The sequence below is a fragment of the Streptomyces sp. NPDC046909 genome (genome assembly GCF_040644695.1).
Classification (GTDB): Bacteria; Actinomycetota; Actinomycetes; order Streptomycetales; family Streptomycetaceae; genus Streptomyces.
This window is the reverse complement of record NZ_JBEYXC010000004.1, coordinates 776,064-799,190: the sequence shown is the minus strand read 5'-3', so window position 1 is coordinate 799,190 and position 23,127 is coordinate 776,064. Positions and strand designations below refer to the sequence as shown.

Sequence of the window (23,127 nt, the reverse complement as noted above, 5' to 3'; positions counted from 1 at the left end):
GGGTCCTGGCTATGCCGGGGATCACAGCGGGGAGACGGAGTGAGGGACTCCGCGATAACACTTTTTCACTGCCCGCCGGCCCGGCGCGAGGGGACTTCGGCGCCGAGCGCCTCCAGCCGCTTGATCTTCCGCCGCACGACATACAACGGGATCACCCCGAACACCCCGAACGCCATGTCGATCACGCTCCACCAGAACGGGATCCCCCGGATCGGCCCGCAGATCAGCGCGAGCGGGATGATCCCGGCGCAGGCGATCATCGCGAACTCGACGACCCAGATGTTGCGGACGGGGTCACGGTAGGGGCCGTAGAAGGCGACCGCGATGACGAGATGAGCGAAGGCGAGCCAGTCGGTGCCGTAGAGGAGGAACGGGTGGTCGGCGTCGGCGGTGTCGAGCCCCTGCCGGACACGCGTGATCCAGTCCGTCAGGGCGGCGGGGGCGGGCAGTCGCCCCAGCAGGTCCTCGGTCCAGCGCAGTTCATGGACGAGGGGGAAGGCCGTGGCGCCGCTGAGGACGAGACACACGACGAACAGGACCAACCAGGCGCGAATGCCCTTGAGCAGGGCGGCTCTGTCGCTCATGGCAGCAGCGTACGCCCGGAATTGAACATGTTCAAAACATTGCGGTGGGCGTGGGGGCCTCGGCCGACGGAACGTCAGAGGGGGACACGGCGGGTGCGCTCGGCACGGCCGTGGGCGAGGTCGCGTCGAGGCTCCCACTGGGACCGGGGCTGGGGGTGACCGGCTCGGACGTAGGCGTGGGTGTGGGTGTGGGCGTCATGCCCTGTCCCGGCGAGGTCGCCGGCGGGGGTGCCAGCGGGACCGACGGGGACGTCGGCGCGTCGGAGGCCGACAGCCTCAGCGGCAGGACGGCCAGCACGGCCACCCCGCACGTCAACGCGGCCCCCGCCGCCGCGCGGAGCACCTTGCGGCGGGTCGCGCCGCGCCGGATCTCCTCGTAACGGCCGGCGGGCGGGCCGAGGTGCTCGGCGGGAGGCCGGAGCAGGACGGTGAGCGGGTCGTCGGGGTCGAGGTCCGGGTCGTCGTCAGGGCGTGTGATCAAGGCTTCTCCTCAGGTGGGCGCGGAGCAGTTCGCGGGCCGCGTGGAGGTCGGCCTTGACGGTTCCTTCCTTGCGTCCGGTCAGCACGGACACCTCTCGGATCGGCATGTCAGCGTAGTAGTGCAGCAGGATCGGGACGCGCAGTCGCTCGGGCAGCGACTGGACGAGCAACCGTACGGAGGGGTCGGCCTGTTGGCCGTACGGGCTCACCGCGACCTCGTTGCCGACCCGCCGCACCGCCCGGCGCTCGCGCTCCAGCTTGCGCCAGTGGTCGCGGACGAGGTTGGCCGCGGTGACGTAGAGGAAGCCGCGGGGTTCCTCGACGGCGGTCCAGCGCGCCCACAGCCGGGTGAACGCCTCCGAGGCGATCTCGTGCGCCGTCTCGTCGTCGTCGACCAGCCGTCGGCACCAGCCGGCGAGGCGGGGGTAGAGGGCGGCGAACAGTTCGGACGCCGCCCTCTCTCGGGACCGTTTCAACGTTCTCCCGTATCGCTGGAAGCATCGGTCGAAGCGGCGAAGACGATCACGTTGTCGCGGTACCCGGTACCGGTCCGGGGTCCGCCGCATGTGATGAGACGGAGTTCCGGCCGGTCGACGTTCCCGTACACGGCCTCGGCCGGGAACGCGGCCTTGGCGACGGTACGGACCTCGGTGACGGCGAACCCCGCCGTCGTGCCGTTCTCCAGGCGCGCCTCGACGCGGTCACCCCGGCGCAGTTCCCCCAGCCGCCGGAAGACCCCGTCGCCGTACGAACCGACCGTGACATGGCCGAGGATGACCGACGGCCCGGTCTGCCCGGGGGTCGGCGAGTGCTCGTACCAGCCGGCGCGGTCGTGCGCGGTGATCGGAGGTACTTGCACGCTCCCGTCCGCCGCCAGCCCCAGCCGTAGGACGGGGGTGTCGACGCCGATGTCCGGTATCCGCAGCCTGACGGGCACGGAACGCCCTTGCGCGGCAACCGACTTGGCGGACGATGGCATACGGGAGGAGTGGGCACCCTCGGTCCCGGCCCCCCGCCCCTCCGGGTCCCCCGGTGCCGCCCCCTGCCCCTCCCCCGGCCCGCCGCAGCCCGCGAGCAGCGTGGTCAGCGCCGCCGCGGTGAAGGCGCGCCTGGAGAGCGGGCTCATGCGCCGGTCGCCCGCCGACGCCGTACGAGGACGACGGCCCCGCCGGCCAGGACGACGGCCGAGGCGGCACCCCCGCCGATCAGCACACCCGAGCCGCCGGACCCGGACGACGAGGCGACGCCGGTGTCGGGCGCCCCGCTGGGCACGACGGAGACCTGGTCGGAGGGCGCCAGGGTCGGAACGGCACTCGGCTCGGCCGACGGGTCGGTCGTCGGTGCGGCGGAGTCGGAGGGCGCCTCGCTGGGCACCGGGGTCGGCGCCTCGCTCGGCACGGTCGAGGCACTCGGTACGGGGCTGGGGGCCGAGGTCCCCCCGTCGGCGAACGCGGGCACGGCGCCCGCCAGTACGGCGGTGCAGGCGAGTGCCAGGGCACTGAGGCCGGTTCGGCGCATGAATCGCTCTCTTTCGTCGGTCCGGCCGCGCGGTGCGGACGGATCGAGCGGAGAGACGAGCCGGGGGTGGGGCGGGTTGTAAAGAGATGGCAAAGGGAGGCGTTGCCGCCCGACTGCCGGACAACTGCCGGCCGCTAGACGCGCAGTGCGTACAGCCGCTCCCAGGTGCTGACGTACACCAGCCCGCCGGACACTGCCGGTGTGGACGCGGGGTCGTGGGTGGCGAACCTCCACCGCTGCTCGCCGGTGGCGGCGTCGAGCGCGAACAGATTCATGTCGTCGCTGGACGTGGCGACGTAGACGAGGCCGTCGGACACCACGGGCGCCGAGAACGCGCGGCTGCCGGTGGCGAACTGCCACTGTTCGCCACCCGTGGTCGCGTGCACCGCGTACAGGTATCTGTCGCCGCTTATGTACACCACCCCGTTCGCCACCGCCGGAGAGCGGCCGCCGCCATTGGTGAACGTCCACCGTGTTGTGCCTTTTACGGCGTCCACGGCGTACAACTCACCGCTGAGGGTGGGGACGTGGGCCAGGCCGCCATGAACGACCGGTGATTCCCCGGACACCATGGGAATGTCGACCTTCCAGCGCTCCTCTCCGGTGGTGGCGTCCAGCGCGTACAGCAGTCCGTCCTCGGTGTTGCCGACGTACAGCACCTTGTCGGCCACCGCCGCCGAGGTCCGGAACGTGCCGTCGTTGGTACGGAACTTCCACCGCTGTTCGCCGGTGGTGGCGTCCAGCGCGTACAGGTACTTCTCGTCGCTGACGTACACCAGCGCGCCACCCGTCCTCGGCGAGTACGCCTTACCGCTGGTGGGGAACGTCCACCGCCGCTTACCGGTGGCGGTGTCCACGGCGTACAGCCGCTCACCGCCGCACGCGTACAGCAGCCCACCGCTCTTCGACATCGCCATCGACGAAGACGGTTCAGGGCCCTGGCCGGTGGCGAACTTCCAGCGTTGCCCGCCGGTGGTGGCATCCACCGCGTACAGGGCTTCGCGGCCGCCCACGTACACCACACCGTCGGACACCAGTGGCGCCGAGTAGTTGGAGCCGCCGTCGGCGAACGTCCACTTCGCTCTCCCGGTGTCGCCGCCCGCGAGATACCAGCCGGTGAGACCGAGCCCGGCGGCGGTGGCGGTTCCGGCGAGGCCGAGAAGAACTCGTCGGCGGGACAGGCCGGTTGGGCCTGGGGTCGGCAGTGTCAGGTCGGGGGCGGGGAGCCGGAACCCCGTCGGTTCGCCCATGGGAGCGGTGCCGGCGGAGGGGAGCGCAGCCTGCGGTCGCGGTCCGGTGGTCAGCGCGGGGGCGGAGGCGGGCGCGGACTCGGGGCTCGGTGCCGGTGCCGACGCCGGTGCCGGTGCCGGTGCGGGGACGTCGGTGCGCAGCCGTACCGTCCGGGCGACCGTCCGCGGCATCCAGTCGGCCTCGGTGAGCGCGTGAATGGTGGCGTTCCTGCCCCCGGCGGCGTCGGTCAGCTGGTCCAGCAGCGCGGCCGGGCTGGGCCGTCGGTCGGGGTCCTTGGCGAGGCACCGGGTCACCAAGTCCCGCAGGACCGGCGGAAGTTGGCTCAGGTCGGGTTCTTCGTAGACGGTACGGAAGTGCAGACCGTGCGCCGAGCCGGTGCCGAAGGGGCCGACGCCGGTCGCGGTGAAGGTCAGGACCGCGCCGAGGGCGAACACATCGCAGGCGGGTCCGACCGGCCGGGCGGTGAGTTGCTCGGGGGACATGAAACCCGGGGTGCCGGCTGTCATGCCGGGCTGGGTCAGCACGCTCGCGTCGCCGGCCAGGGAGATCCCGAAGTCGATGACCCGGGGCCCGTCCGCGGCGAGGAGCACGTTCGAGGGCTTGAGGTCCCGGTGGATCACCCCGGCCGCGTGGATGACCTCCAGCCCTTCGGCCAGCCCCGCCCCCAACGCCAGCACCGGCTCCTGGGCCCATGGCCCGTGCGCGACCACGGCCTCCCCCAGGGACAGCCCCGGCACATACACCGTGGCCAGCCACGGCGGCGAGCCCTCCGGATCGGCGTCCACCACACCCGCGGTGAAGGCACCGTTCACCCGCCGTGCCGCGGCCACCTCACGGGCGAACCGCCGCCGGAACTCCGCGTCCTCCGCCAGCTCCGGCCGCACCACCTTCACGGCCACCGCGCGCCCGCCGGGCGAGCGGCCGAGATACACCCGCCCCATCCCCCCGGCACCGAGCCGCGCCACGATCCGGTACCGCCCCGCCTGAAGCGGATCCCCCGCCTCCAGAGCCTCGAACGCCCCCATCCCCCGCAACCCCTTTGCCCCCGCCGGCAAGAGCTCCGGCCCCAGTGGAGAGACCCATATGGTGCCCGATGCCCGGCCAAGGGGGATACGCGATCAGGGAAACGTCATCACTCCGCTCACAACCCCACGATCGCGTTCCACCGCTTCGCGAACCCCACCCGCTCCTTCGCCGTGATGTCCCGCGCGATCACCAGCCGCTTCCGCATCTCGTCGTCCGGGAAGATCAGCGTGTTCTCGGCGAGCGCGGCCGTCTCCTCGTCCTTGGAGGAGGCGAGGACGTCCCTCGCGTCCGGCACCGGGCACACGTAGTTGACCCACGCGGCGAGTTCCGCGGCGACCTCGGGGTCGTAGTAGTAGTCGATCAGCCGCTCGGCGTTGGCCTTGTGCGCGGCGCGGTCGGGGATCATCAGCGAGTCCGACCACAGCTCCGCGCCCTCCTCGGGGACGACGAAGCGGATGTCGGGGTTGTCGGCCTGGAGCTGGATGACGTCCCCGGAGTACGCCTGACAGGCCAGGACGTCACCGGTGACGAGGTCCTTCGTGTAGTCGTTGCCGGTGAAGCGGCGTATCTGGCCACTGCGGACGCGCCGCTCGACCTGGTCGCAGACGAGGTCGAAGTCAGCGGTCTTCCACTTCCTGATGTCGACGCCGTTGCCCTGCATGAGCAGCGCGAACGCCTCGTCGAGCCCGGAGAGCAGGGTCACCCGCCCCTTGAGGTCGCTCGCCCAGAGGTCCGACACATGCCGTATCTCACGGCCGAGCTTGCGATGGTTGTACGCGATCCCGGTGATCCCCGACTGCCACGGCACGGTGTACTTGCGCCCCGGGTCGAAGGAGGGCGACCGAAGCAGCGGGTCCAGGTACCTGGTGACGTTCGGCTGCCGGTCCCGGTCCATCTCCTGCACCCAGCCGAGCCGCACGAACCGCGCGCACATCCAGTCGCTGATGACGATGAGATCGCGGTCGGTCGACTGGTGGTTCATCAGGGCGGGGCTGATCTTGCCGAAGAACTCGTCGTTGTCGTTGATCTCCTCGACGTAGTCGACGCTGATCCCCGTCTTCTTCTCGAAGGCGTCCAGCGTCGGCCGCTTCGTCGAGTCGTCGTCGTCCGTGTCGATGTACAGCGGCCAGTTCGCCCAGGTCAGCCGCTTGTCGGCGGCCGACCGATCGGGAACCGCCCGGTCACCGACGGAGACGTACGCGGCAGGCACACCGCACCCGGCGAGGGCACCCAGCGCCGCGGTACCGCCGAGCGCGCGCAGCAGGGAACGGCGGGTGACCTGGGGTGTGTGCAGGGGGAGGGGCATTCCGGCAGCATGCCGCGCGGACCTGTGGAGGGACAATCGACGGTGCGTCGAGCGGTGGAGGGTGTATCGGACACCTTGTCGATGCGGCGCAGGTCAGCGGGAGGGTCCTCGGCACCCGGCAGGGCGACGCGGTGGGGGCACTGATCAAGCGGGCACGGCCGCCCCCGGCAGAGCAACCTCGACGACCAGCCCACCCTCCGGCCGGGTGATGGCCCGTACCCGCCCCCCATGCGCGGCGACGACAGCCGCGACGATGGACATCCCCAGCCCGAGCCCATCCCGCTTCCGCACCCGCTCGGGCCCGAGGCGCCGGAACGGCTGGAACAGCCCGGCCGCCTGATCCGCCGGAATCACCGGCCCACTGTTCTCGATCCGCAGCCCAGGACGCCCCTCACTGTCCACCCCGGTCCACACGCTCACCCAACTCCCCTCCGGTTCCGTCAGGTTGTGACGTACGGCGTTGTCGGCGAGGTTGACCACCAGCCGCTCGATGAGCTGCGGATCCCCCAGGACGGGCGCGGTCTCCAGCCGAGCCTCGACCCGTACGCCCCCTGTCGGCAACCGCTCCCGCACCAGGGCCGCGAGGTCGACGAACTCCCGCCGCTCCAAGCCCCGTTGACTCCGGGCCAGGGTCAACAAGGCGTCGATCAGCCCCTCCTGCTCCTCCCCCGCCGCCCGCACCCGCAGCAACGCGCCCCGCAGGGTCTCGGCGGAGGCGTCCGGATCCGCGAGGGTGACGTCGACGATGGTCTGCTGGAGGGTGAGCGGGGTGCGCAGCTCGTGCGAGGCGTTGGCGACGAACGCCTTCTGCGCCTCGAACGCGCCCTCCAGCCGCGCGAGTACGGCGTCGATGGTGTCCGCCATCGCCTTCAGCTCGTCCTCGGGCGGCCCGGGCACGGCGAGCCGCTCGTGGAGGTTGTCGGCGGAGATCCGACGGGCGGCCGAGGTCATGGTCCGCAGGGGCTTCAGAACCCGCCCGGCCATCAGCCGCCCCAGGGCGACCGACGTCAGTGCCATGACCGCGAGCGCGACGCACCCTTTGACGAGCAACTCGTGCAGCTGGTCCGAACGGACGGCCTCGACAACGGCGTTGACGGCAGGCGGATCAAGCGTCACGGCCCCGCCCGCCGGTGCCGGTTCCAACCCCTCGGCGGAGGTGACGGCCCGGCCCCCCTTCGAGCCGGCGGCGAGAAAGTACGTGAACGCGAGCAGCATCGCCCCGGCCACCACGAACAGGGCACTGTAGAGCAGGGTCAGCCGCCACCGAATACTGCGCGGCCACCACGGCACCCCCGACCTCACCGCGCGCAGCCCCCTCGGCACCGCCACCCTCCACCCGCTCATCGGATCCGATACCCGGCCCGGTCCACCGTCTCGATCAACGGCGGCTCCCCCAGCTTGCGGCGCAGCCTGCTGACGGTGACCTTCACGGTCTGACTGAAGGGATCGGCGGCCTCGTCCCACGCCCTCTCCAGCAGCTCTTCACTGGACACGACCGCCCCCTCCGCACCCAGGAGCAGCTCCAGCACGGCGAACTCCTTAGGACTGAGCACGAGTTGACCACCCGCCCGACTGGCCTCACGCCGAGCCGGATCGAGCCGCAACTCTCCCCGTACCAGCACCGGCGGCAACGCGGGCTGCGCACGCCGCGCCAAAGCCCGTATCCGAGCGACGAGTTCAGTGAAGGCAAAGGGCTTGGCCAGATAGTCATCGGCCCCCAGCCCCAGCCCCGCCACCCGGTCGGCCACCGTCCCGGACGCGGTGAGCATCAGCACCCGCGCCCGGCTCCCGCCCACCGCCAGCCTCCGGCACACCTGGTCACCGTGCACCCCGGGCAGATCACGGTCGAGCACGACGACGTCGTACCCGTTGATCTCGGCGCGCTCCAGAGCGGTCGGCCCGTCGAGGGCGAGATCGACCGCCATCCCCTCCCGACGCAGCCCCGAGGCGACGGTCTCGGCGAGCTCTTCGTGGTCCTCGACCACCAGCACACGCATGCGGTCAGTGTCGCGGGCGGGGGGTTACACGGCGATAAGGAGAGCCGTTCCCGTGCCGTAACCGCCCCGGCGGTTGTGTGGACGCCATCCGAGTCACCACCACCCGACAACCCCCGGAGGAACCATGCGAGTCACGGCACCCCGCCCGAAACGCCTGGCCCTGGGCATAGCCGCCCTGACCGCGATAACCCTCGGCACGGTCAGCGCCTCGGCCGCCCAGGCGACCGGCCCCTCATCCACGGACACCCACCCCAAGAGCACCGCCTTCGCGGTCGCCTACCACCCGACCGAGAACGCCCCCGACGACGTCAACACGGCCAACGAGGACTTCGCGGCCTGCATGCGCAAGCAGGGTGAGGAGTCGTTCCCGGACTTCCACGCCACGAAGGACGAGGAGGGCCGGGTCCAACTCCAAGTGAAGGCAGGCGCCCCGGAGAAGTCCTTGAAGCCCTGCGCCCCGATCCTGAAGAAGGCAGGCATCACGTTCCCGAACCCGACGGACCTGCCCCCGCTGCCGGGGAAGCCAGGCACCTGAGACCACGCCGGAGGGGGAACACGGCGGCCCCGGAGGGGAGTTCATTCCCATCCGGGGCCACCGTGCCCACCCAGGGGCGCGGGGAACTGCGCGACCAGCCCCCACACACCCGCAGCCAACCGACTACGCGTCCAAAGACGTCATCACATGCTTGATCCGCGTGTAGTCCTCAAACCCGTACCCCGACAGATCCTTGCCGTACCCGGACTTCTTGAACCCGCCATGCGGCATCTCCGCCACCAACGGAATGTGCGTGTTGATCCACACACACCCGAAGTCCAGCTTCTTCGACATCCGCATGGCCCGCCCGTGGTCCTTCGTCCACACAGACGAAGCCAGCGCGTAGTCAACGCCGTTGGCCCACTCGACAGCCTGATCCTCGTCGGAGAACGACTGAACGGTGATGACCGGCCCGAAGACCTCGTTCTGGATGATCTCGTCGTCCTGCTTCAGCCCGGAGACGACGGTAGGGGCATAGAAGTACCCCTTCTCCCCGACCCGCTGCCCCCCGGCCTCGACCTTCGCGTGCGCGGGAAGCCGCTCGATGAACCCGGAGACCTGCTTGAGCTGGTTGGGGTTGTTGAGGGGACCGAACAGCACGTCCTCGTCGTCCGGCTGCCCCGTCTTCGTCTCGGCGGCGGCCTTCGCGAGCGCGGCGACGAACTCGTCGTGGATGCCCTCCTGCACAAGGACGCGCGTGGCGGCCGTACAGTCCTGCCCGGCGTTGAAGAACCCGGCGACGGAGATGTCCTCGACGGCCTTGGCGATGTCCGTGTCGTCGAAGACGACGACCGGCGCCTTGCCGCCCAGCTCCAGGTGAACCCGCTTGAGGTCCTTGGACGCGGACTCGGCGACGGACATGCCCGCGCGCACGGACCCGGTGATGGAGGCCATCGCGGGGGTCGGGTGCTCGACCATCAGCCGCCCGGTGTCACGGTCACCCGTGACGACGTTGAAGACACCCTTGGGCAGGATCGACCCGAGGATCTCGGCGATGAGGACGGTGGACGCAGGAGTGGTGTCCGACGGCTTCAGCACGACCGTGTTACCGGCCGCGATGGCCGGCGCGAACTTCCATACGGCCATCATCATCGGGTAGTTCCAGGGCGCGACCTGCGCACACACACCCACCGGCTCACGGCGGATGATCGACGTCATCCCCTCCATGTACTCACCGGCGGAGCGCCCCTCCAGCATCCGCGCCGCCCCGGCGAAGAAGCGGATCTGGTCCACCATCGGCGGGATCTCCTCGGACCGCGTGAGTCCGATCGGCTTGCCGGTGTTCTCCACCTCGGCCGCGATGAGTTCCTCGGCGCGCTCCTCGAACGCGTCCGCGATCTTCAGGAGGGCCTTCTGCCGCTCGGCGGGCGTCGTGTCGCGCCACCCCGGGAACGCGGCGGCGGCCGCGGCCATCGCGGCGTCGATGTCCGCCGGTCCGGACAGCGGCGCGGTCGCGTACGCCTCGCCCGTCGCGGGGTTGACCACGTCGGTGGTCCGTCCGTCGGCGGCGTCCCGGAACTCACCGTCGATGTAGTTGCGCAGACGACGCAGCTCGGTGCTCACTGCCGGCCTCCTGTGTCCGATCGAAGTCCTGCTCGAACTGTCCATTGGTTGAGACACCCACCCTAATCGCCCCGCCCACGTTTTCAACACCCCTGATCCCGTCAAGACTGCGAAATCCGCAGGTCTCCCTCACGTAAACAACGAATTTCATCGCTATGGCCTTGCGAAACCGTCGAGACGTCGTGCACAGTGAGGTCGTGGCCAGTCGAAGCGCAGAGCACAGGGACTCCCGCGAGTCCAGGAACGGCACTACTCCCCATCTGGATGCCGTTTCCCTCGCCATCATCGAACAGCTCCAGGAGGACGGCCGCCGGCCGTACGCCGCGATCGGCAAGGCCGTGGGCCTCTCCGAGGCGGCCGTGCGCCAGCGCGTCCAGAAGCTGCTCGACCAGGGCGTGATGCAGATCGTCGCCGTCACCGACCCCCTCACCGTGGGGTTCCGGCGGCAGGCGATGGTGGGCATCCACGTCGAGGGCGATGTCGAGTCCGTGGCCGACGCGCTGACCTCCATGTCCGAGTGCGAGTACGTGGTGATGACCGCCGGCTCCTTCGACCTGATGGTGGAGATCGTCTGCGAGGACGACGACCACCTTCTGGAGGTCATCAACAGACGCATCCGGCTCATCCCCGGAGTGCGCTCCACCGAGAGCTTCGTTTACCTGAAGCTCAAGAAGCAGACCTACATGTGGGGAACCCGATAACCGTGAGGACCCGATAACCGTGAGCTCCAAGGACCTCAGCCAGACCGCGTACGACCACCTGTGGATGCACTTCACCCGCATGTCCTCGTACGAGAACTCGCCCGTCCCCACCATCGTCCGGGGCGAGGGCACCTACATCTACGACGACAAGGGCAAGCGCTACCTCGACGGTCTCGCGGGCCTGTTCGTGGTCCAGGCCGGCCACGGCCGTACGGAACTCGCCGAGACCGCCTTCAAGCAGGCGCAGGAGCTCGCGTTCTTCCCGGTGTGGTCCTACGCCCACCCGAAGGCCGTGGAGCTCGCGGAGCGCCTCGCGCACGAGGCCCCGGGCGACCTCAACAAGGTCTTCTTCACCACCGGCGGCGGCGAGGCGGTCGAGACCGCCTGGAAGCTGGCCAAGCAGTACTTCAAGCTCACCGGCAAGCCCACCAAGTACAAGGTCATCTCGCGCGCGGTCGCCTATCACGGCACCCCGCAGGGCGCCCTGTCCATCACCGGCCTGCCGGGCCTGAAGGCCCCCTTCGAGCCGCTGGTCCCCGGCGCGCACAAGGTGCCGAACACCAACATCTACCGCGCCCCGCTCTTCGGCGACGACCCCGAGGCCTTCGGCCGCTGGGCCGCCGACCAGATCGAGCAGCAGATCCTCTTCGAGGGCCCGGACACGGTCGCCGCGGTCTTCCTGGAGCCGGTCCAGAACGCCGGCGGCTGCTTCCCGCCGCCGCCCGGCTACTTCCAGCGGGTGCGCGAGATCTGCGACCAGTACGACGTCCTGCTGGTCTCGGACGAGACGATCTGCGCCTTCGGCCGCCTGGGCACGACCTTCGCCTGTGACAAGTTCGACTACATCCCGGACATGATCACCTGCGCCAAGGGCATGACCTCGGGCTACTCCCCGATCGGCGCCTGCATCATCTCCGACCGCCTCGCGGAGCCCTTCTACAAGGGCGACAACACCTTCCTCCACGGCTACACCTTCGGCGGCCACCCGGTCTCCGCCGCGGTCGGCATCGCCAACCTCGACCTGTTCGAGCGCGAGGGCCTCAACCAGCACGTGCTCGACAACGAGGGCGCCTTCCGCGCGACCCTGGAGAAGCTCTACGACCTCCCGATCGTCGGCGACGTCCGCGGCAACGGCTTCTTCTACGGCATCGAGCTGGTCAAGGACAAGACGACCAAGGAGTCCTTCACCGACGAGGAGACCGAGCGCGTCCTGTACGGCTTCCTCTCCAAGGCGCTGTACGACAACGGCCTCTACTGCCGCGCCGACGACCGTGGCGACCCGGTCGTCCAGCTCGCCCCGCCGCTGATCTCCAACCAGGAGACGTTCGACGAGATCGAGCAGATCCTGCGGGCGACCCTGACGGAGGCGTGGACGAAGCTCTGATGAGCTGACCCTGTGATCAACAACGGCCCCGGTGCCGCCCGTTCGAGTGAGAAACGGGCGCCCGGGGCCGCGTGCTGTCCGGCCGCGCCAAACGGACTCCCTAGCGTGCCCAGTGACCGATCGGCCCTGTCTTCGTTCCCCCGCACGGGGGATTTGGCAAGCCAAAAGGATCTGAACCGAGGTGTACGCGATGGTGGCCCCGCCCGACAACGACGTTCTCTGGGCACGCGCCCTGCACTTCACCTACAAGGACGGCTCCCCAGGCCTCGGCGGTGTCTCGCTCGGCGTCCAGGAGGGCGAGATCCTCGCCGTCAGCGGCCCGCGCGGCAGCGGCAAGACGACCCTCCTGCACTGTCTGTCCGGATTGGTCCCGGCGCAGCGCGGCGAGGTCTGGTTCAACAGCGTGCCGGTCCACACGATGGGCCCGATGACGCGCGAGCGCCTGCGCCGCGACCGCTTCGGCTGGATCGACCCGGCCCCGGTCCTCGTCCCCGAACTGAACGTCTGGGAGAACGCCGCGCTCCCCCTGATGCTCCGCGGCACGAGCCGCCGCCGCGCGAAGACGGCGGCCCTGGAATGGCTGGAGCGCCTGGACGTGGGCGACCAGACCCGCAAGCGCCCCCACGAGTTGCACCAGGCGGAACGCCAACGGGTCTGCATCGCCAGGGCGTTGGCCCCGGCCCCCACGGTCCTGTTCGCGGACGAACCGACGGCGCCTCTGCACCGGGCAGACAGGGCCCATGTGTTGCGCACCCTGACCACGGCGGCCCGCTCGCACGGCATCACGGTGGTCCTGGCGACGCACGACGCGGAGACGGCGGCGCTGGCGGACCGCACGGTGACGTTGCTGGACGGCCGCCGGGTGAACACGGTCCACCTCCCCCCGGTCACCGAGTCGGAAGGCCGGGCCGCGTGCTCGCTCTCCGTCTGACCCGCGGCGCCAAGCCGGCCGTACAACTCCGCCGCCTGTCGGTGGCCCTGGCGGCGGCAGGCACCGGCTTCCTCCTCCTGTGCACCCTCGGCTACGCCATGACCCACCAGGACGACCCCTCGGGTTCCCTGCTCCGCCTGGCCTGGTGCCTGACCCCCCTCGCGGCAACGGTGTACTTCGCGCTGGCGGTCGCCAGAACAGACCCCGGCACCCGCCCCCGCCCCGGCCTGGCAGCGATCGGCCTGGGCCCGACCCGCCTGATGGCCGTCTCGGCGGCGACAACGGCCCTCTCCTGCACCCTGGGCTCGATGCTGGCCCTGCTGTTCTTCCTCCACCTGCGAGGCGACCTGACGGGCATGCCCTTCGACGGCGCGGCGGCGGAGTTCCTGGCAGCGGACGAGCCCTTGCCGTTGCCGGCGGCGCTGACCCTGCTGGGGCTGGTGCCGGTCATCGCGTCGGTGTCGGTGGCGGTCCTCCTCCGCCCGAAGGACACCCGCACGACGGCGACCCGGCGGGCTGCGAGGCCGTACGGCCGCTTCGGCGCGTACGGCAGGACGGGCACGAGGGAGACGTTCGGCGCGTACGGAAGGTTCGGCGCCCACCTGCGGCCGCGTAAGCCGACAGAACCCGCGAGCAAACACGCCGCCGGCACCAACCCTCCGCCGCTTGCGGACAGCCGGGCCGCTGACTCCGACTCGCCACCGTCTGCGCCCACCGAGGAGCATCCGCCCTCCGACCCGTCCCCCCACAACCTCCCCCTCCCCCCGAAGGACGCCCCCAAAGGCCTCCCCTGGGGCATCGCGGTACTGGCCGCAGGCCTGGCCGTAGAGGCCTACGCATCCCAATCCCCCACCACTCCCACCACCCCCACCCTCACCCTGCCCGGCGGCCTCACATCCGGCCCCACCGCCGTCCTCCTCGGCTGGCTCCTCACCGCCACCGGCCTCGCCCTCGCCGGCCCCGGCCTGACCCACCTCTGCGGCCGCCTGCTCCAGTCCGTCCGCCCAGGCGCCCTACGCCTGCTCGCCGGCCGAGTCCTCATGGAGGAAGCCACCCGCATCGGCCGCCCCCTGGGCGTGGTCTGCGCCGTAGCCTCCGCCACCTACGCCATGGCCCGACTCCACACCCCCGCCACCGACACCTTCGGCCCCCTCACCACCCTCGGCACCCTCTTGGTGACCGGCTGCACGGTGGCCACCCTCCTCACCGCGGCGGTGGAGGCGAAACACGCTCGCGCCGACACCACCGCCGCCCTCCTCCGCCTGGGCGCCCCCGCGACGATGCTCCGCAGCGCGGCGGCCCTCAGAGCAGGCGCGGTACTGGCCCTCTTCACCCCCCTGACCCTCCTGGTGGCCGAGCTGGCGGCACTGCCGTTGACCCGCTGAGACCCCGCCGAGAAGCTCGCCAAAAGAAATCAAAAGAAAATGACCACCCGCCGATGAGTTCCGCCCGGCGCCCAGGTCTACCCACCGAACACCACGACCCCGATGGGAGAGACCCGAGATGACCTCCACCGCGTACCAGCAGATGATCTTCGTCAACCTGCCGGTCAACGACCTCGACGCCTCGAAGAAGTTCTTCACCGAGCTCGGCTACACGCTCAACGCCCAGTTCAGCGATGAGAACGCGGCGTCCGTGGTGATCAGCGACACGATCGTCGCGATGCTCCTCACGAAGCCGTTCTACTCGACCTTCACCAAGAAGGAGATCGCGGACGCCACGACGACCAGCGAGGTGCTGATCTGTCTGAGCGCCGAGAGCCGCGAGAAGGTCGACGAGCTGGTCGAGAAGGCGGGCGCCGCGGGCGGCACCGTGTCGGACAAGGTCCAGGACATGGGCTTCATGTACGGCCGCGCCTTCGACGACCTCGACGGCCACACCTGGGAGGTCGTGTGGATGGACCCGGCCGCGGTCCAGGGCTGACCGCACCCTCCAGCCGCCCTCGCCCCTTCACCTCGGCGCCCGTTGAACCCACCAGCGGGCGCCCTAGCATGGCCCCGTGCACACCATGCCCGCCCACGCGGCCCACCACGACGACCGCGAGATCGAGACCCTCGAAGAGTTCGACGCGACGGTCTCGGCCCGCTCCACCCTCGCCGGCTTCCGCGTCCAGGCCGTCGATCTGACGGACCGCACAAGGGAGTTGCTGGCGACCGACACCGCGGGAGCCGTCTTCCTCGGCTGCCCGATGCGGGAGAACGCGGCGGCGAAGGTGCGCGCGGACGGCGCGATGGTCTTCCCGCCCGTCCCGCATCTGCCCTTCGACCCGTACCGGGGCCTGCTCTACTCCCCGGACGAGCTGTTCGCCGGCCTCGACAAGGGCTACGAGGAGACGCTCGACGCCCGCGCGTACGCGTGGTTCCAGCGGACCAAGGCCGACGGCGACATACTCGCCTCGATGCTGCGCTCGATCCACGACGACGCCGTGTCGGACGCCCTCGACGAACTCCTCAGGGACACCAGGGTCGTTGGCGTCATGGGCGGCCACGCGATGGGCCGCGGCACGGAGGCGTACGCCGGCGCCGCCCGCCTCGGCAGGGAGCTGACCCGCGCCGGCCTCACCGTCGCCACCGGCGGCGGACCGGGCGCGATGGAGGCCGCGAACCTCGGCGCGTACGCCGCCCCCTTCGACGACGAGATGCTCGCCGAGGCCCTCCAACTCCTCGCGAAGGCACCGAAGTTCACACCCTCGATCACCGACTGGGCGGCCGCCGCCTTCGAGGTCCGCACCCGCTGGCCCCGCGGCGGCACCTCGATCGGCATCCCGACCTGGTTCTACGGCCACGAGCCGCCGAACCCGTTCGCCTCGCACATCGCGAAGTACTTCGCCAACGCCACCCGCGAGGACGGCCTGTTGGCCCGCTCCACCGCCGGTGTGGTGTTCCTGCCGGGCGCCGCCGGGACCGTACAGGAGATCTTCGACAACGCGACGCCCAACTACTACGAGTCGCGCGGGGAGCCGACGCCGATGGTGCTCGTCGACCGGGCGCACTGGACCGAGAGGCTGCCGACGTGGCCGTTGTTGCGGTCACTTGCCCGGGAGCGGTCGATGGAGTCGCGAATCGCCCTGGTTGACCGAATCGAGGAGGCCCCGGAGGCGCTGAAACGTCTCGGTGGTTAATAAGCAGGTAAAGCCAACCCCCGCGATACGCATACACGTTGACACTACTTACGCCACGCTTATAAACCTGTGAGTCCCATGGGAATGCTGATGTCACATCATCACTCCCTCACTCACCCCCCTCATTTGCGCTTCCCGTAAGGACAAACGTGGCAGTTCTGTCCATATCCCGCCGCACCCTCGCCCGCTCCGCGCGCGTCCTCGGTGTCGCCTCCGCCTCGGCCGCGCTCGCGCTTGGAGTCGCCGGCAACGCGCTGGCCTGCAACATCAGCGAGTTCTCCGCCGAAGCCAAGTGCGACGGCGAGAACGGCGTCATCACGGTCACCGACGTCGACCCGTCCGGCGTCCCGGCGACCATCACCGTCTACCTCCAGAACAACGGCGCCGACCTCAAGAAGATCGGCGAGCAGGAGGTGAAGGGCTCGCGCGCGGGCACCACCATCACCTTCACCGAGGACTGGAAGCCGAACGCCGAGTACCGCGTCCACGTCACCGCCAAGGGCTACGTCGACGAGGACATCACGCCCAACCTGACGACTCCCGCCACGGCCTGCAAGAAGGAGGAGTCCCCGACCCCGACGGCCACCCCGTCCCCGTCGGACTCCGCCTCCACGCCGGCCGAGGAGTCCGCCAGCCCGACCCCGTCGGCCTCGGAGAGCGACAGCACTGCCCCGGCGGCCACGCCGAGCAGCGCTCCGTCCGCCGCGGCCGGTGAGTCCAACCTCGCCGAGACCGGTGCGAACTCCAACACCGGTGTCATCGCCGGTGTCGCGGTCGCCCTGGTCGCCGTCGGCGGCGGCGCGGTCTTCTTCGGCCTGCGCCGCCGTGGGGCGAGCAGCACCCGCTGACGCCACGCCAGCAGTACCGCTGTGGCCCGTCCTCCGTCAGGGGACGGGCCACAGTCATGTCACCCGAACGTGGCCCGCTCCAGCCAGAACTCCAGCAGCTCCCGCTCGCCCAGCACCTCCAACTCCGGGCTGTCCAGCGGCAGTCGACGGTAGAAGGCCAGCAGTACGGCGGTCAGCGGCCCCCTGAGCGCGACGGTCGCCTTCTCGTGCCCGCGCCGCCACACGATGACGTCGTCGGTGAGTTCGACCACCCACTCCGCGTCCACCTCGGGAGGGGCGTCGGTGGCGTGCAGATGGATGCTCCGCCCGGCGCCCCGCAACTCCTTGGCCTCGTCGTGCGGCATGGTCCGCTGCACGAACTCCACGATCTCCAGCCACTCGTCGATCGCGTCGGCGGCGATCTCCGGCGCGACCTCGTACGGCAGTCCCGCGGCGAGCGTCGCGTCGGCCCGGTGGACGGTGAGTTCATGCGCCATCCGGCGCGCCCAGAAGCCGGACGTCGGGATCCCGGCCCACGCCCACACCTTGGCGTCGGGCCCGGCCTCCCGCAGCGCGTCCACGAGCAGCTCGCCCGTCTCGGCGAGCCAGGCGTCCAGCGCGCCCGCGTCCCCCGCGGCCGACGGCCCCTCCCCCAACGGCACCCGCTCCTCGGGGATGTCCTCCTGGGCCCGGGTCCGCACCAGCAGCTCCACCCAGCGCAGGGCGCCCCCGGTGTGCCGTACGAGCTGCTCCAGCGTCCAGTCGGGGCAGGTCGGCACGGTCGCGGACAGGTCGGCCCCGGAGGTCACGACCGCCCGGAGCAGGCCGACCTGGTGGGCGATCTCTTCGCAGTAACGGTCATGGGTGAGCAGCGTCATGCCCGCACCCTAAAGCTCCGCCGATCAGCCGAGCACGACGATTTCCGCCGCGTCGAACTCCACCCCGACCCTCTCCCCGACCTCCGGCGCCACTCGCAACGCACACGCCGCCTCAAGCCGCGGCCCGTCCCCCTCCGGCTGGAGCCGTACGGCGACATGGGTGCCCTTGAAGGTCCGGGCGACGACCGTGCACGGCAGCCCGTCCTCCACGAGCCGCACCCCGGCGGGCCGCACCAGCAGACTCCGCACCCCCTGCGGGGCCCCTTCCGGGACCGGCAGCTTGCCCCAGGGCGTGTCCGCGGCCTCCCCGCCGACCGTGCCCTCGACGATGTTCTCGAAGCCGAGGAACCGGGCGACGAACTCGTCGGCGGGCCGCTGCCACACCTCAAGTGGCGTACCGGACTGGGCGATCCGCCCGTCCCGCATCACGACGACCCGGTCGGCGAGCGCGAAGGCCTCGCCCTGGTCGTGGGTCACGGCCAGCACGGTCGTCCCCAACCGCCCGAACAGCTCCCGCAGTTCGACGACGAGCCGTTCCCGAAGCGAACGGTCCAGCTGCCCGAGCGGCTCGTCCAGCATCAGCAACCGCGGCCGGGGCGCCAGGGCCCGGGCCAGCGCGACCCGCTGCTGCTCACCGCCGGAGAGCGAGGCGACGGCCCGCCGACCGGCGCCGGGAAGTCCGACGAGATCGAGCAACTCGCCCACCCGGGAAGCCTGTTCACCCTTCGGGGCGCCATGCATCCGCAGCCCGAACGCCACGTTCCCGCCCACGTCCCGCTGCGGGAACAGCTGATGGTCCTGGAACATCAGCCCGACCCCCCGCTTGTGCGCGGCCACCCCCACCTGATCGCGCCCGTCGAGCAACACCCGCCCGGCGTCCAGGTGTTGCAGCCCGGCCACCGCCCGCAGCAGCGTCGACTTCCCGCTCCCACTGGGCCCGAGCACACACACGATCTCGTGCTCGGCGACCGCGAGATCGACCCCGTCCAGCACGGCCCGCCCACCGAAGCGAACCGTCGCACCTTCCAGGCTCAGCAGCATCAGAACTCACCCGTCCGATCGGTCCGCAGCCGCTCAAGCACCAGCAGCGCCACCGCGCACACCACCATCAGAATCGTCGAAAGGGCCATCGCCTGCCCGTAGTTGAGCTCCCCGGCCCGCCCCAGCAGCTTCGCCACGGCCACCGGCAGCGTCGGATGGTCGGGCCGCGCGATGAACACGGTCGCCCCGAACTCCCCCAGAGACACGGCGAAGGCGAACCCGGCCGCGATCAGCAACGCCCGCCGCACCAACGGCAGATCGACCTCCCGCCACACCCGCCAGGGCGACGCCCCGAGCACGGCCGCCGCCTCCCGGAGCCGGTGGTCCACGGCCCGCAGCACCGGCAGCATGGTCCGGACGACGAAGGGCACCCCGACCAGCGCCTGCGCGAGCGGCACAAGGATCCACGAGGACCGCAGATTCAACGGCGGCTCGTCGAGGGCGATCAGGAACCCGAACCCGACGGTCACCGCGGACACCCCCAGCGGCAGCATCAGCAGCGCGTCGAAGCCCCGTACCAACCGTCCCGCGTCCCGCCGGGTCAGCGCGGCCGCGGCGAGACCGCCGATGACGACCGCGATGGCGGTGGCGGCGACGGCGTACGAGAGCGAGTTGCCGATCGCCTCGATCGGCGGCACCAGGAAGACTCCGCCGTCGGCCGAGGTCAGGGCCCGGTAGTACGCGAAGTCGGGGGCGTCGAGGGAGCGTTGCACGAGCACGGCGAGCGGCAGCAGCAGGAGTACGGCGATGGTGGCCAGCACGCCGGCCAGCAGCGCCCACTGTCCGGCACCGCGCGGCCGCCGTGCCGTGGCGGAGGCGTCCACGAGCCGCAGCGCGGTCTCCCGGCGCCGTACCGTCCAGGCGTGCAGGGCGAGGATCGCACCGACGGCGACGAACTGGATGATCGTGAGGACCGCGGCCGTGGCAAGGTCGAAGAGGTCGGTGGTCTGCCGGTAGATCTCGACCTCAAGGGTGGAGAAGGTCGGTCCGCCGAGGATCTGCACCACACCGAAGGAGGTGAAGGTGAACAGGAAGACCATGAGCGCGGCGGCCGCCACGGCGGGCCCGAGCGCGGGCAGGGTCACCTTCCGCCAGGCCCTCAGCCGCGAGGCGCCCAGCATCCGCGCGGCCTCCTCCTGCCGGGGGTCGAGCTGCGACCAGAGCCCGCCGACCGTCCGTACGACCACCGCGTAGTTGAAGAAGACATGCGCGAGCAGGATGGCCCACACGGTCGTGTCCAGGCGTACGCCCCACAGCTCGTCGAGCAGTCCCCCGCGCCCGACCAGCGCCAGGAACGCCGTACCGACGACGACCGTCGGCAGCACGAACGGCACGGTCACGACCGCCCGCAGCACCTGTTTGCCCGGGAACTCGAAGCGCGCGAACACGTAGGCGCCGGGCAGCGCGATCAGCAGGGTGAGCGCGGTGGAGGCGAGCGCCTGCCAGGTGGTGAACCACAGGACGTGCCGGATGTCGGACTGCCCGAGCACGTCCGCGATCCGCCCGAACTGCCAGGCCCCGTCGACCTTGAGCCCGCGCGCGACGATCGCGGCGACGGGCCAGGCGAAGAAGACCCCGAAGAACGCGACGGGCAGGGCCATGAGCCCGAGCCGCGCCGCGTTCCCCTTGAAGCGCCTGAAACGCGGGGTTACTTCAGTACGAGCGAGGTCCACGACTTGACCCAGTCGTCACGGTTGTCGGCGATCTTCGCCGGGTCCATGGTCTCGGGGTCCTCGGCGGCGGGGCCGTACTGCGTGAACTCGGCGGGCACGGCCGCGCCCTCGACCACCGGGTAGACGAACATGTTGAGCGGCATGTCCTCCTGGAACTTCTTGGTCAGGAGGAAGTCGATGAGCGCCTTGCCGCCCTCGCTGTTCTTCGCGTTGCTCAGCAGCCCCGCGTACTCGACCTGCCGGAAGCAGGTCCCCTCGACGACACCGGTCGGCGCGGTCGACGGCTTCGGGTCGGCGTAGATGACCTCGGCGGGCGGCGAGGAGGCGTAGGAGACGACGAGCGGCCGGTCGGCCTTCGCCTTCTTCCCCCCGGCGGACCCGGAGAACTCCTCGTTGTAGGCCTGCTCCCAGCCGTCGACGACCTTGACGCCGTTGGCCTTGAGCTTGCTCCAGTACGCCTCCCACCCGTCGTCGCCGTACTTGGCGGCGGTCCCGAGCAGGAACCCGAGCCCCGGCGAGGAGGTGGCGGCGTTCTCGGTGACGAGGAGGTTCTTGTAGGCGGGCTTGACGAGATCGTCGTACGACGTAGGCGGCTGGACCTTGTGTTGGCTGAACCAGGCCTTGTCGTAGTTGAGGCAGATGTCGCCGGTGTCGATGGGCGTGACCTTGTCCCCGTCGACCCGGAAGCCGGCCTTGATCGTGCCGGCGCCCTTCGCCTCGTACGGCTGGAAGAGCCCGTTGTCGAGGGCCCGGGAGAGCAGGGTGTTGTCGACGCCGAAGAAGACGTCGCCCTGCGGGTTGTCCTTGGTCAGGATCGCCTTGTTGACGGCCTGCCCGGCGTCGCCGTCCTCCAGGACCTTGACCTTGTAGCCGGACTCCTTCTCGAAGGCGGCGAGGACGCCCTTGGAGACGGCCCACGAGTCATGGCTGACGAGGGTGACGGTCTTGGACTCGCTCTTGGCACCCTCGTCGGAGGACCCGCACGCGGACAGCGCGAGCAGGCCGAGGCCCACGACGACGGCACAGTACTTCTTGGTGTTCACGGTGATGACCGAACTTCCTACCCAGAATGACCTGGGCGAGGTTCAGAGGGTCTGCGGCCCGATTGCCGCACTCTCAGCGCTGTGGCGCTCCCCTGTCGGATATGAAGATGTTCTTACGCCGGTCAGACTACCGCTCACTCGCGGCAAGCTGACCGCAGGCCCCGTCGATCTCCTGCCCACGGGTGTCCCGGACGGTGACGGGCACCCCGTGCGCGGCGATCGCCTCGACGAACGCCTTCTCGTCCTCGGGTCGCGAGGCGGTCCACTTGGAGCCCGGAGTCGGGTTGAGCGGAATGAGATTGACGTGCACGGGCTTGCCCTTGAGCAGCCGCCCGAGCCGGTCACCGCGCCAGGCCTGATCATTGATGTCGCGAATGAGCGCGTACTCGATCGAAAGCCGCCGCCCGGACTTCTCCACGTACTCGAACCCGGCCTCGAGCACCTCGCGCACCTTCCACCGCGTGTTCACGGGGACGAGGGTGTCGCGCAGCTCGTCGTCGGGAGCGTGCAGCGAGATCGCGAGCCGGCACTTGAACCCTTCGTCGGCGAACCGATGAATGGCCGGCACGAGCCCGACCGTCGAAACGGTGATGCCCCGCTGCGACAGCCCGAGCCCGTCGGGTGCGGGATCGGTGAGCGCACGGACAGCGGTCACAACCCGCTTGTAGTTGGCGAGCGGCTCGCCCATCCCCATGAAGACGATGTTGGAGAGCCGCGCGGGCCCACCAGGCACTTCTCCGTCCCTGAGCGCCCGCATCCCATCGACGATCTGATGGACGATCTCAGCACTGGACAGATTCCGGTCCAGCCCCGCCTGCCCGGTCGCGCAGAACGGACAGTTCATCCCGCACCCGGCCTGCGAGCTGATGCACATGGTCACCCGGTCCGGGTACCGCATGAGCACCGACTCGACGAGCGTCCCGTCGAACAGCCGCCACAGCGTCTTGCGCGTGGTCCCCTGATCGGTCGACAGATGCCGCACGACAGTCATCAGCTCAGGAAGCAGCGCCTCCTGCAACTTCGGCCGAGCCGCAGCGGGGATGTCGGTCCACTGCTCCGGATCGTGCGCGTACCGCGCGAAGTAGTGCTGCGAGAGCTGCTTGGCACGAAACGGCTTCTCACCGATCTCGGCCACGGCGTCCTTGCGCTCGGCAGGAGTGAGATCGGCAAGGTGCCGCGGCGGCTTCTTGGCTCCGCGCGGGGCGACGAAAGTGAGTTCTCCGGGCTTCGGCATGGTCGTACCAGTGTCGCAGATCGAATGGTGTGTC

General features: G+C 70.3%; 23 protein-coding genes and 1 riboswitch. Of the genes, 8 read left to right on the top strand and 15 right to left on the bottom strand.

Annotation, left to right across the window (positions count from 1 at the left end):
• Window positions 1–65: 65 nt before the first annotated feature.
• From ABZ928_RS16670 to ABZ928_RS16630, 9 genes are all read right to left on the bottom strand, one after another.
• Window positions 66–584 (bottom strand): hypothetical protein, encoded by a 519-nt coding sequence (locus ABZ928_RS16670; RefSeq protein ID WP_361518790.1) that lies wholly within the window; start codon window positions 582–584, stop codon window positions 66–68.
• A 31-nt stretch (window positions 585–615) separates the two neighbouring features.
• Window positions 616–1,065 carry a hypothetical protein gene (locus ABZ928_RS16665; protein WP_361518788.1) on the bottom strand — a complete coding sequence of 150 codons (450 nt, stop codon included), beginning with the start codon at window positions 1,063–1,065 and terminating at the stop codon, window positions 616–618.
• Window positions 1,049–1,540, bottom strand: a complete 492-nt coding sequence (locus ABZ928_RS16660) for an RNA polymerase sigma factor (RefSeq protein ID WP_289922795.1) — start codon at window positions 1,538–1,540, stop codon at window positions 1,049–1,051. Before ABZ928_RS16660 ends, ABZ928_RS16665 begins: the two co-directional genes overlap by 17 nt.
• Window positions 1,537–2,190: a class F sortase gene (locus ABZ928_RS16655; protein WP_361518786.1), complete on the bottom strand. Its 654-nt coding sequence runs from the start codon at window positions 2,188–2,190 to the stop codon at window positions 1,537–1,539. Before ABZ928_RS16655 ends, ABZ928_RS16660 begins: the two co-directional genes overlap by 4 nt.
• A complete protein-coding gene (locus ABZ928_RS16650) occupies window positions 2,187–2,582 on the bottom strand; it encodes a sortase-dependent protein (protein ID WP_361518784.1) in 396 nt (131 codons plus the stop codon). Before ABZ928_RS16650 ends, ABZ928_RS16655 begins: the two co-directional genes overlap by 4 nt.
• 134 nt (window positions 2,583–2,716) lie before the next feature.
• Complete coding sequence (locus ABZ928_RS16645) at window positions 2,717–4,858, bottom strand: serine/threonine-protein kinase (RefSeq protein WP_361518783.1); 2,142 nt, start codon at window positions 4,856–4,858, stop codon at window positions 2,717–2,719.
• 116 nt (window positions 4,859–4,974) lie between these two features.
• Window positions 4,975–6,165 (bottom strand): extracellular solute-binding protein, encoded by a 1,191-nt coding sequence (locus tag ABZ928_RS16640; RefSeq protein WP_361518781.1) that lies wholly within the window; start codon window positions 6,163–6,165, stop codon window positions 4,975–4,977.
• 144 nt (window positions 6,166–6,309) lie between these two features.
• On the bottom strand, window positions 6,310–7,509 hold the full coding sequence (locus ABZ928_RS16635; protein ID WP_361518779.1) for an ATP-binding protein: 1,200 nt from the start codon (window positions 7,507–7,509) through the stop codon (window positions 6,310–6,312).
• On the bottom strand, window positions 7,506–8,162 hold the full coding sequence (locus ABZ928_RS16630) for a response regulator transcription factor (protein ID WP_361518778.1): 657 nt from the start codon (window positions 8,160–8,162) through the stop codon (window positions 7,506–7,508). The genes ABZ928_RS16635 and ABZ928_RS16630 overlap by 4 nt, the downstream gene beginning before the upstream one ends.
• 124 nt (window positions 8,163–8,286) lie before the next feature.
• Between ABZ928_RS16630 and ABZ928_RS16625 the strand changes: the two genes are divergently transcribed.
• The gene (locus ABZ928_RS16625; RefSeq protein ID WP_361518776.1) at window positions 8,287–8,697 is read left to right on the top strand and encodes a hypothetical protein; all 411 of its coding nucleotides are present in this window, start codon (window positions 8,287–8,289) and stop codon (window positions 8,695–8,697) included.
• Between the two features lie 123 nt (window positions 8,698–8,820).
• Here ABZ928_RS16625 and ABZ928_RS16620 read toward each other — a convergent pair whose 3' ends face one another.
• A complete protein-coding gene (locus tag ABZ928_RS16620) occupies window positions 8,821–10,260 on the bottom strand; it encodes a gamma-aminobutyraldehyde dehydrogenase (protein WP_361518775.1) in 1,440 nt (479 codons plus the stop codon).
• A 182-nt stretch (window positions 10,261–10,442) separates the two neighbouring features.
• Between ABZ928_RS16620 and ABZ928_RS16615 the strand changes: the two genes are divergently transcribed.
• The 7 genes from ABZ928_RS16615 to ABZ928_RS16585 all read left to right on the top strand — a co-directional run bounded on the left by ABZ928_RS16615 (window position 10,443) and on the right by ABZ928_RS16585 (window position 17,245).
• The gene (locus ABZ928_RS16615; RefSeq protein ID WP_361518773.1) at window positions 10,443–10,961 is read left to right on the top strand and encodes an Lrp/AsnC family transcriptional regulator; all 519 of its coding nucleotides are present in this window, start codon (window positions 10,443–10,445) and stop codon (window positions 10,959–10,961) included.
• A gap of 19 nt (window positions 10,962–10,980) precedes the next feature.
• Window positions 10,981–12,345: an aspartate aminotransferase family protein gene (locus ABZ928_RS16610; RefSeq protein ID WP_361518771.1), complete on the top strand. Its 1,365-nt coding sequence runs from the start codon at window positions 10,981–10,983 to the stop codon at window positions 12,343–12,345.
• Window positions 12,346–12,535: 190 nt separating this feature from the next.
• Window positions 12,536–13,276 carry an ATP-binding cassette domain-containing protein gene (locus tag ABZ928_RS16605; RefSeq protein ID WP_361518769.1) on the top strand — a complete coding sequence of 247 codons (741 nt, stop codon included), beginning with the start codon at window positions 12,536–12,538 and terminating at the stop codon, window positions 13,274–13,276.
• Window positions 13,258–14,661: a hypothetical protein gene (locus ABZ928_RS16600; protein ID WP_361518767.1), complete on the top strand. Its 1,404-nt coding sequence runs from the start codon at window positions 13,258–13,260 to the stop codon at window positions 14,659–14,661. Before ABZ928_RS16605 ends, ABZ928_RS16600 begins: the two co-directional genes overlap by 19 nt.
• Before the next feature lie 118 nt (window positions 14,662–14,779).
• Entirely contained in the window at window positions 14,780–15,199 is a 420-nt protein-coding gene (locus ABZ928_RS16595; RefSeq protein ID WP_361518765.1) for a VOC family protein, read from the top strand.
• Window positions 15,200–15,275: 76 nt separating this feature from the next.
• Window positions 15,276–16,397, top strand: a complete 1,122-nt coding sequence (locus ABZ928_RS16590) for an LOG family protein (protein WP_361518763.1) — start codon at window positions 15,276–15,278, stop codon at window positions 16,395–16,397.
• 149 nt (window positions 16,398–16,546) lie between these two features.
• Window positions 16,547–17,245, top strand: coding sequence for an LAETG motif-containing sortase-dependent surface protein (locus ABZ928_RS16585; RefSeq protein ID WP_361518761.1), 699 nt, complete (start codon window positions 16,547–16,549; stop codon window positions 17,243–17,245).
• Between the two features lie 59 nt (window positions 17,246–17,304).
• Here ABZ928_RS16585 and ABZ928_RS16580 read toward each other — a convergent pair whose 3' ends face one another.
• The 5 genes from ABZ928_RS16580 to rlmN all read right to left on the bottom strand — a co-directional run bounded on the left by ABZ928_RS16580 (window position 17,305) and on the right by rlmN (window position 23,093).
• Window positions 17,305–18,102: a maleylpyruvate isomerase family mycothiol-dependent enzyme gene (locus tag ABZ928_RS16580; protein WP_361518759.1), complete on the bottom strand. Its 798-nt coding sequence runs from the start codon at window positions 18,100–18,102 to the stop codon at window positions 17,305–17,307.
• Window positions 18,103–18,126: 24 nt separating this feature from the next.
• Entirely contained in the window at window positions 18,127–19,143 is a 1,017-nt protein-coding gene (locus ABZ928_RS16575) for an ABC transporter ATP-binding protein (RefSeq protein ID WP_361518757.1), read from the bottom strand.
• A complete protein-coding gene (locus ABZ928_RS16570) occupies window positions 19,143–20,744 on the bottom strand; it encodes an iron ABC transporter permease (RefSeq protein ID WP_361518755.1) in 1,602 nt (533 codons plus the stop codon). Before ABZ928_RS16570 ends, ABZ928_RS16575 begins: the two co-directional genes overlap by 1 nt.
• A gap of 47 nt (window positions 20,745–20,791) precedes the next feature.
• The gene (locus ABZ928_RS16565; protein ID WP_361518753.1) at window positions 20,792–21,859 is read right to left on the bottom strand and encodes a thiamine ABC transporter substrate-binding protein; all 1,068 of its coding nucleotides are present in this window, start codon (window positions 21,857–21,859) and stop codon (window positions 20,792–20,794) included.
• Window positions 21,856–21,963, bottom strand: a riboswitch (TPP riboswitch). It overlaps the preceding gene by 4 nt.
• Window positions 21,964–21,986: 23 nt before the next feature.
• Window positions 21,987–23,093 (bottom strand): 23S rRNA (adenine(2503)-C(2))-methyltransferase RlmN, encoded by a 1,107-nt coding sequence (gene rlmN / locus ABZ928_RS16560; RefSeq protein WP_361518751.1) that lies wholly within the window; start codon window positions 23,091–23,093, stop codon window positions 21,987–21,989.
• Between the last annotated feature and the right edge of the window lie 34 nt (window positions 23,094–23,127).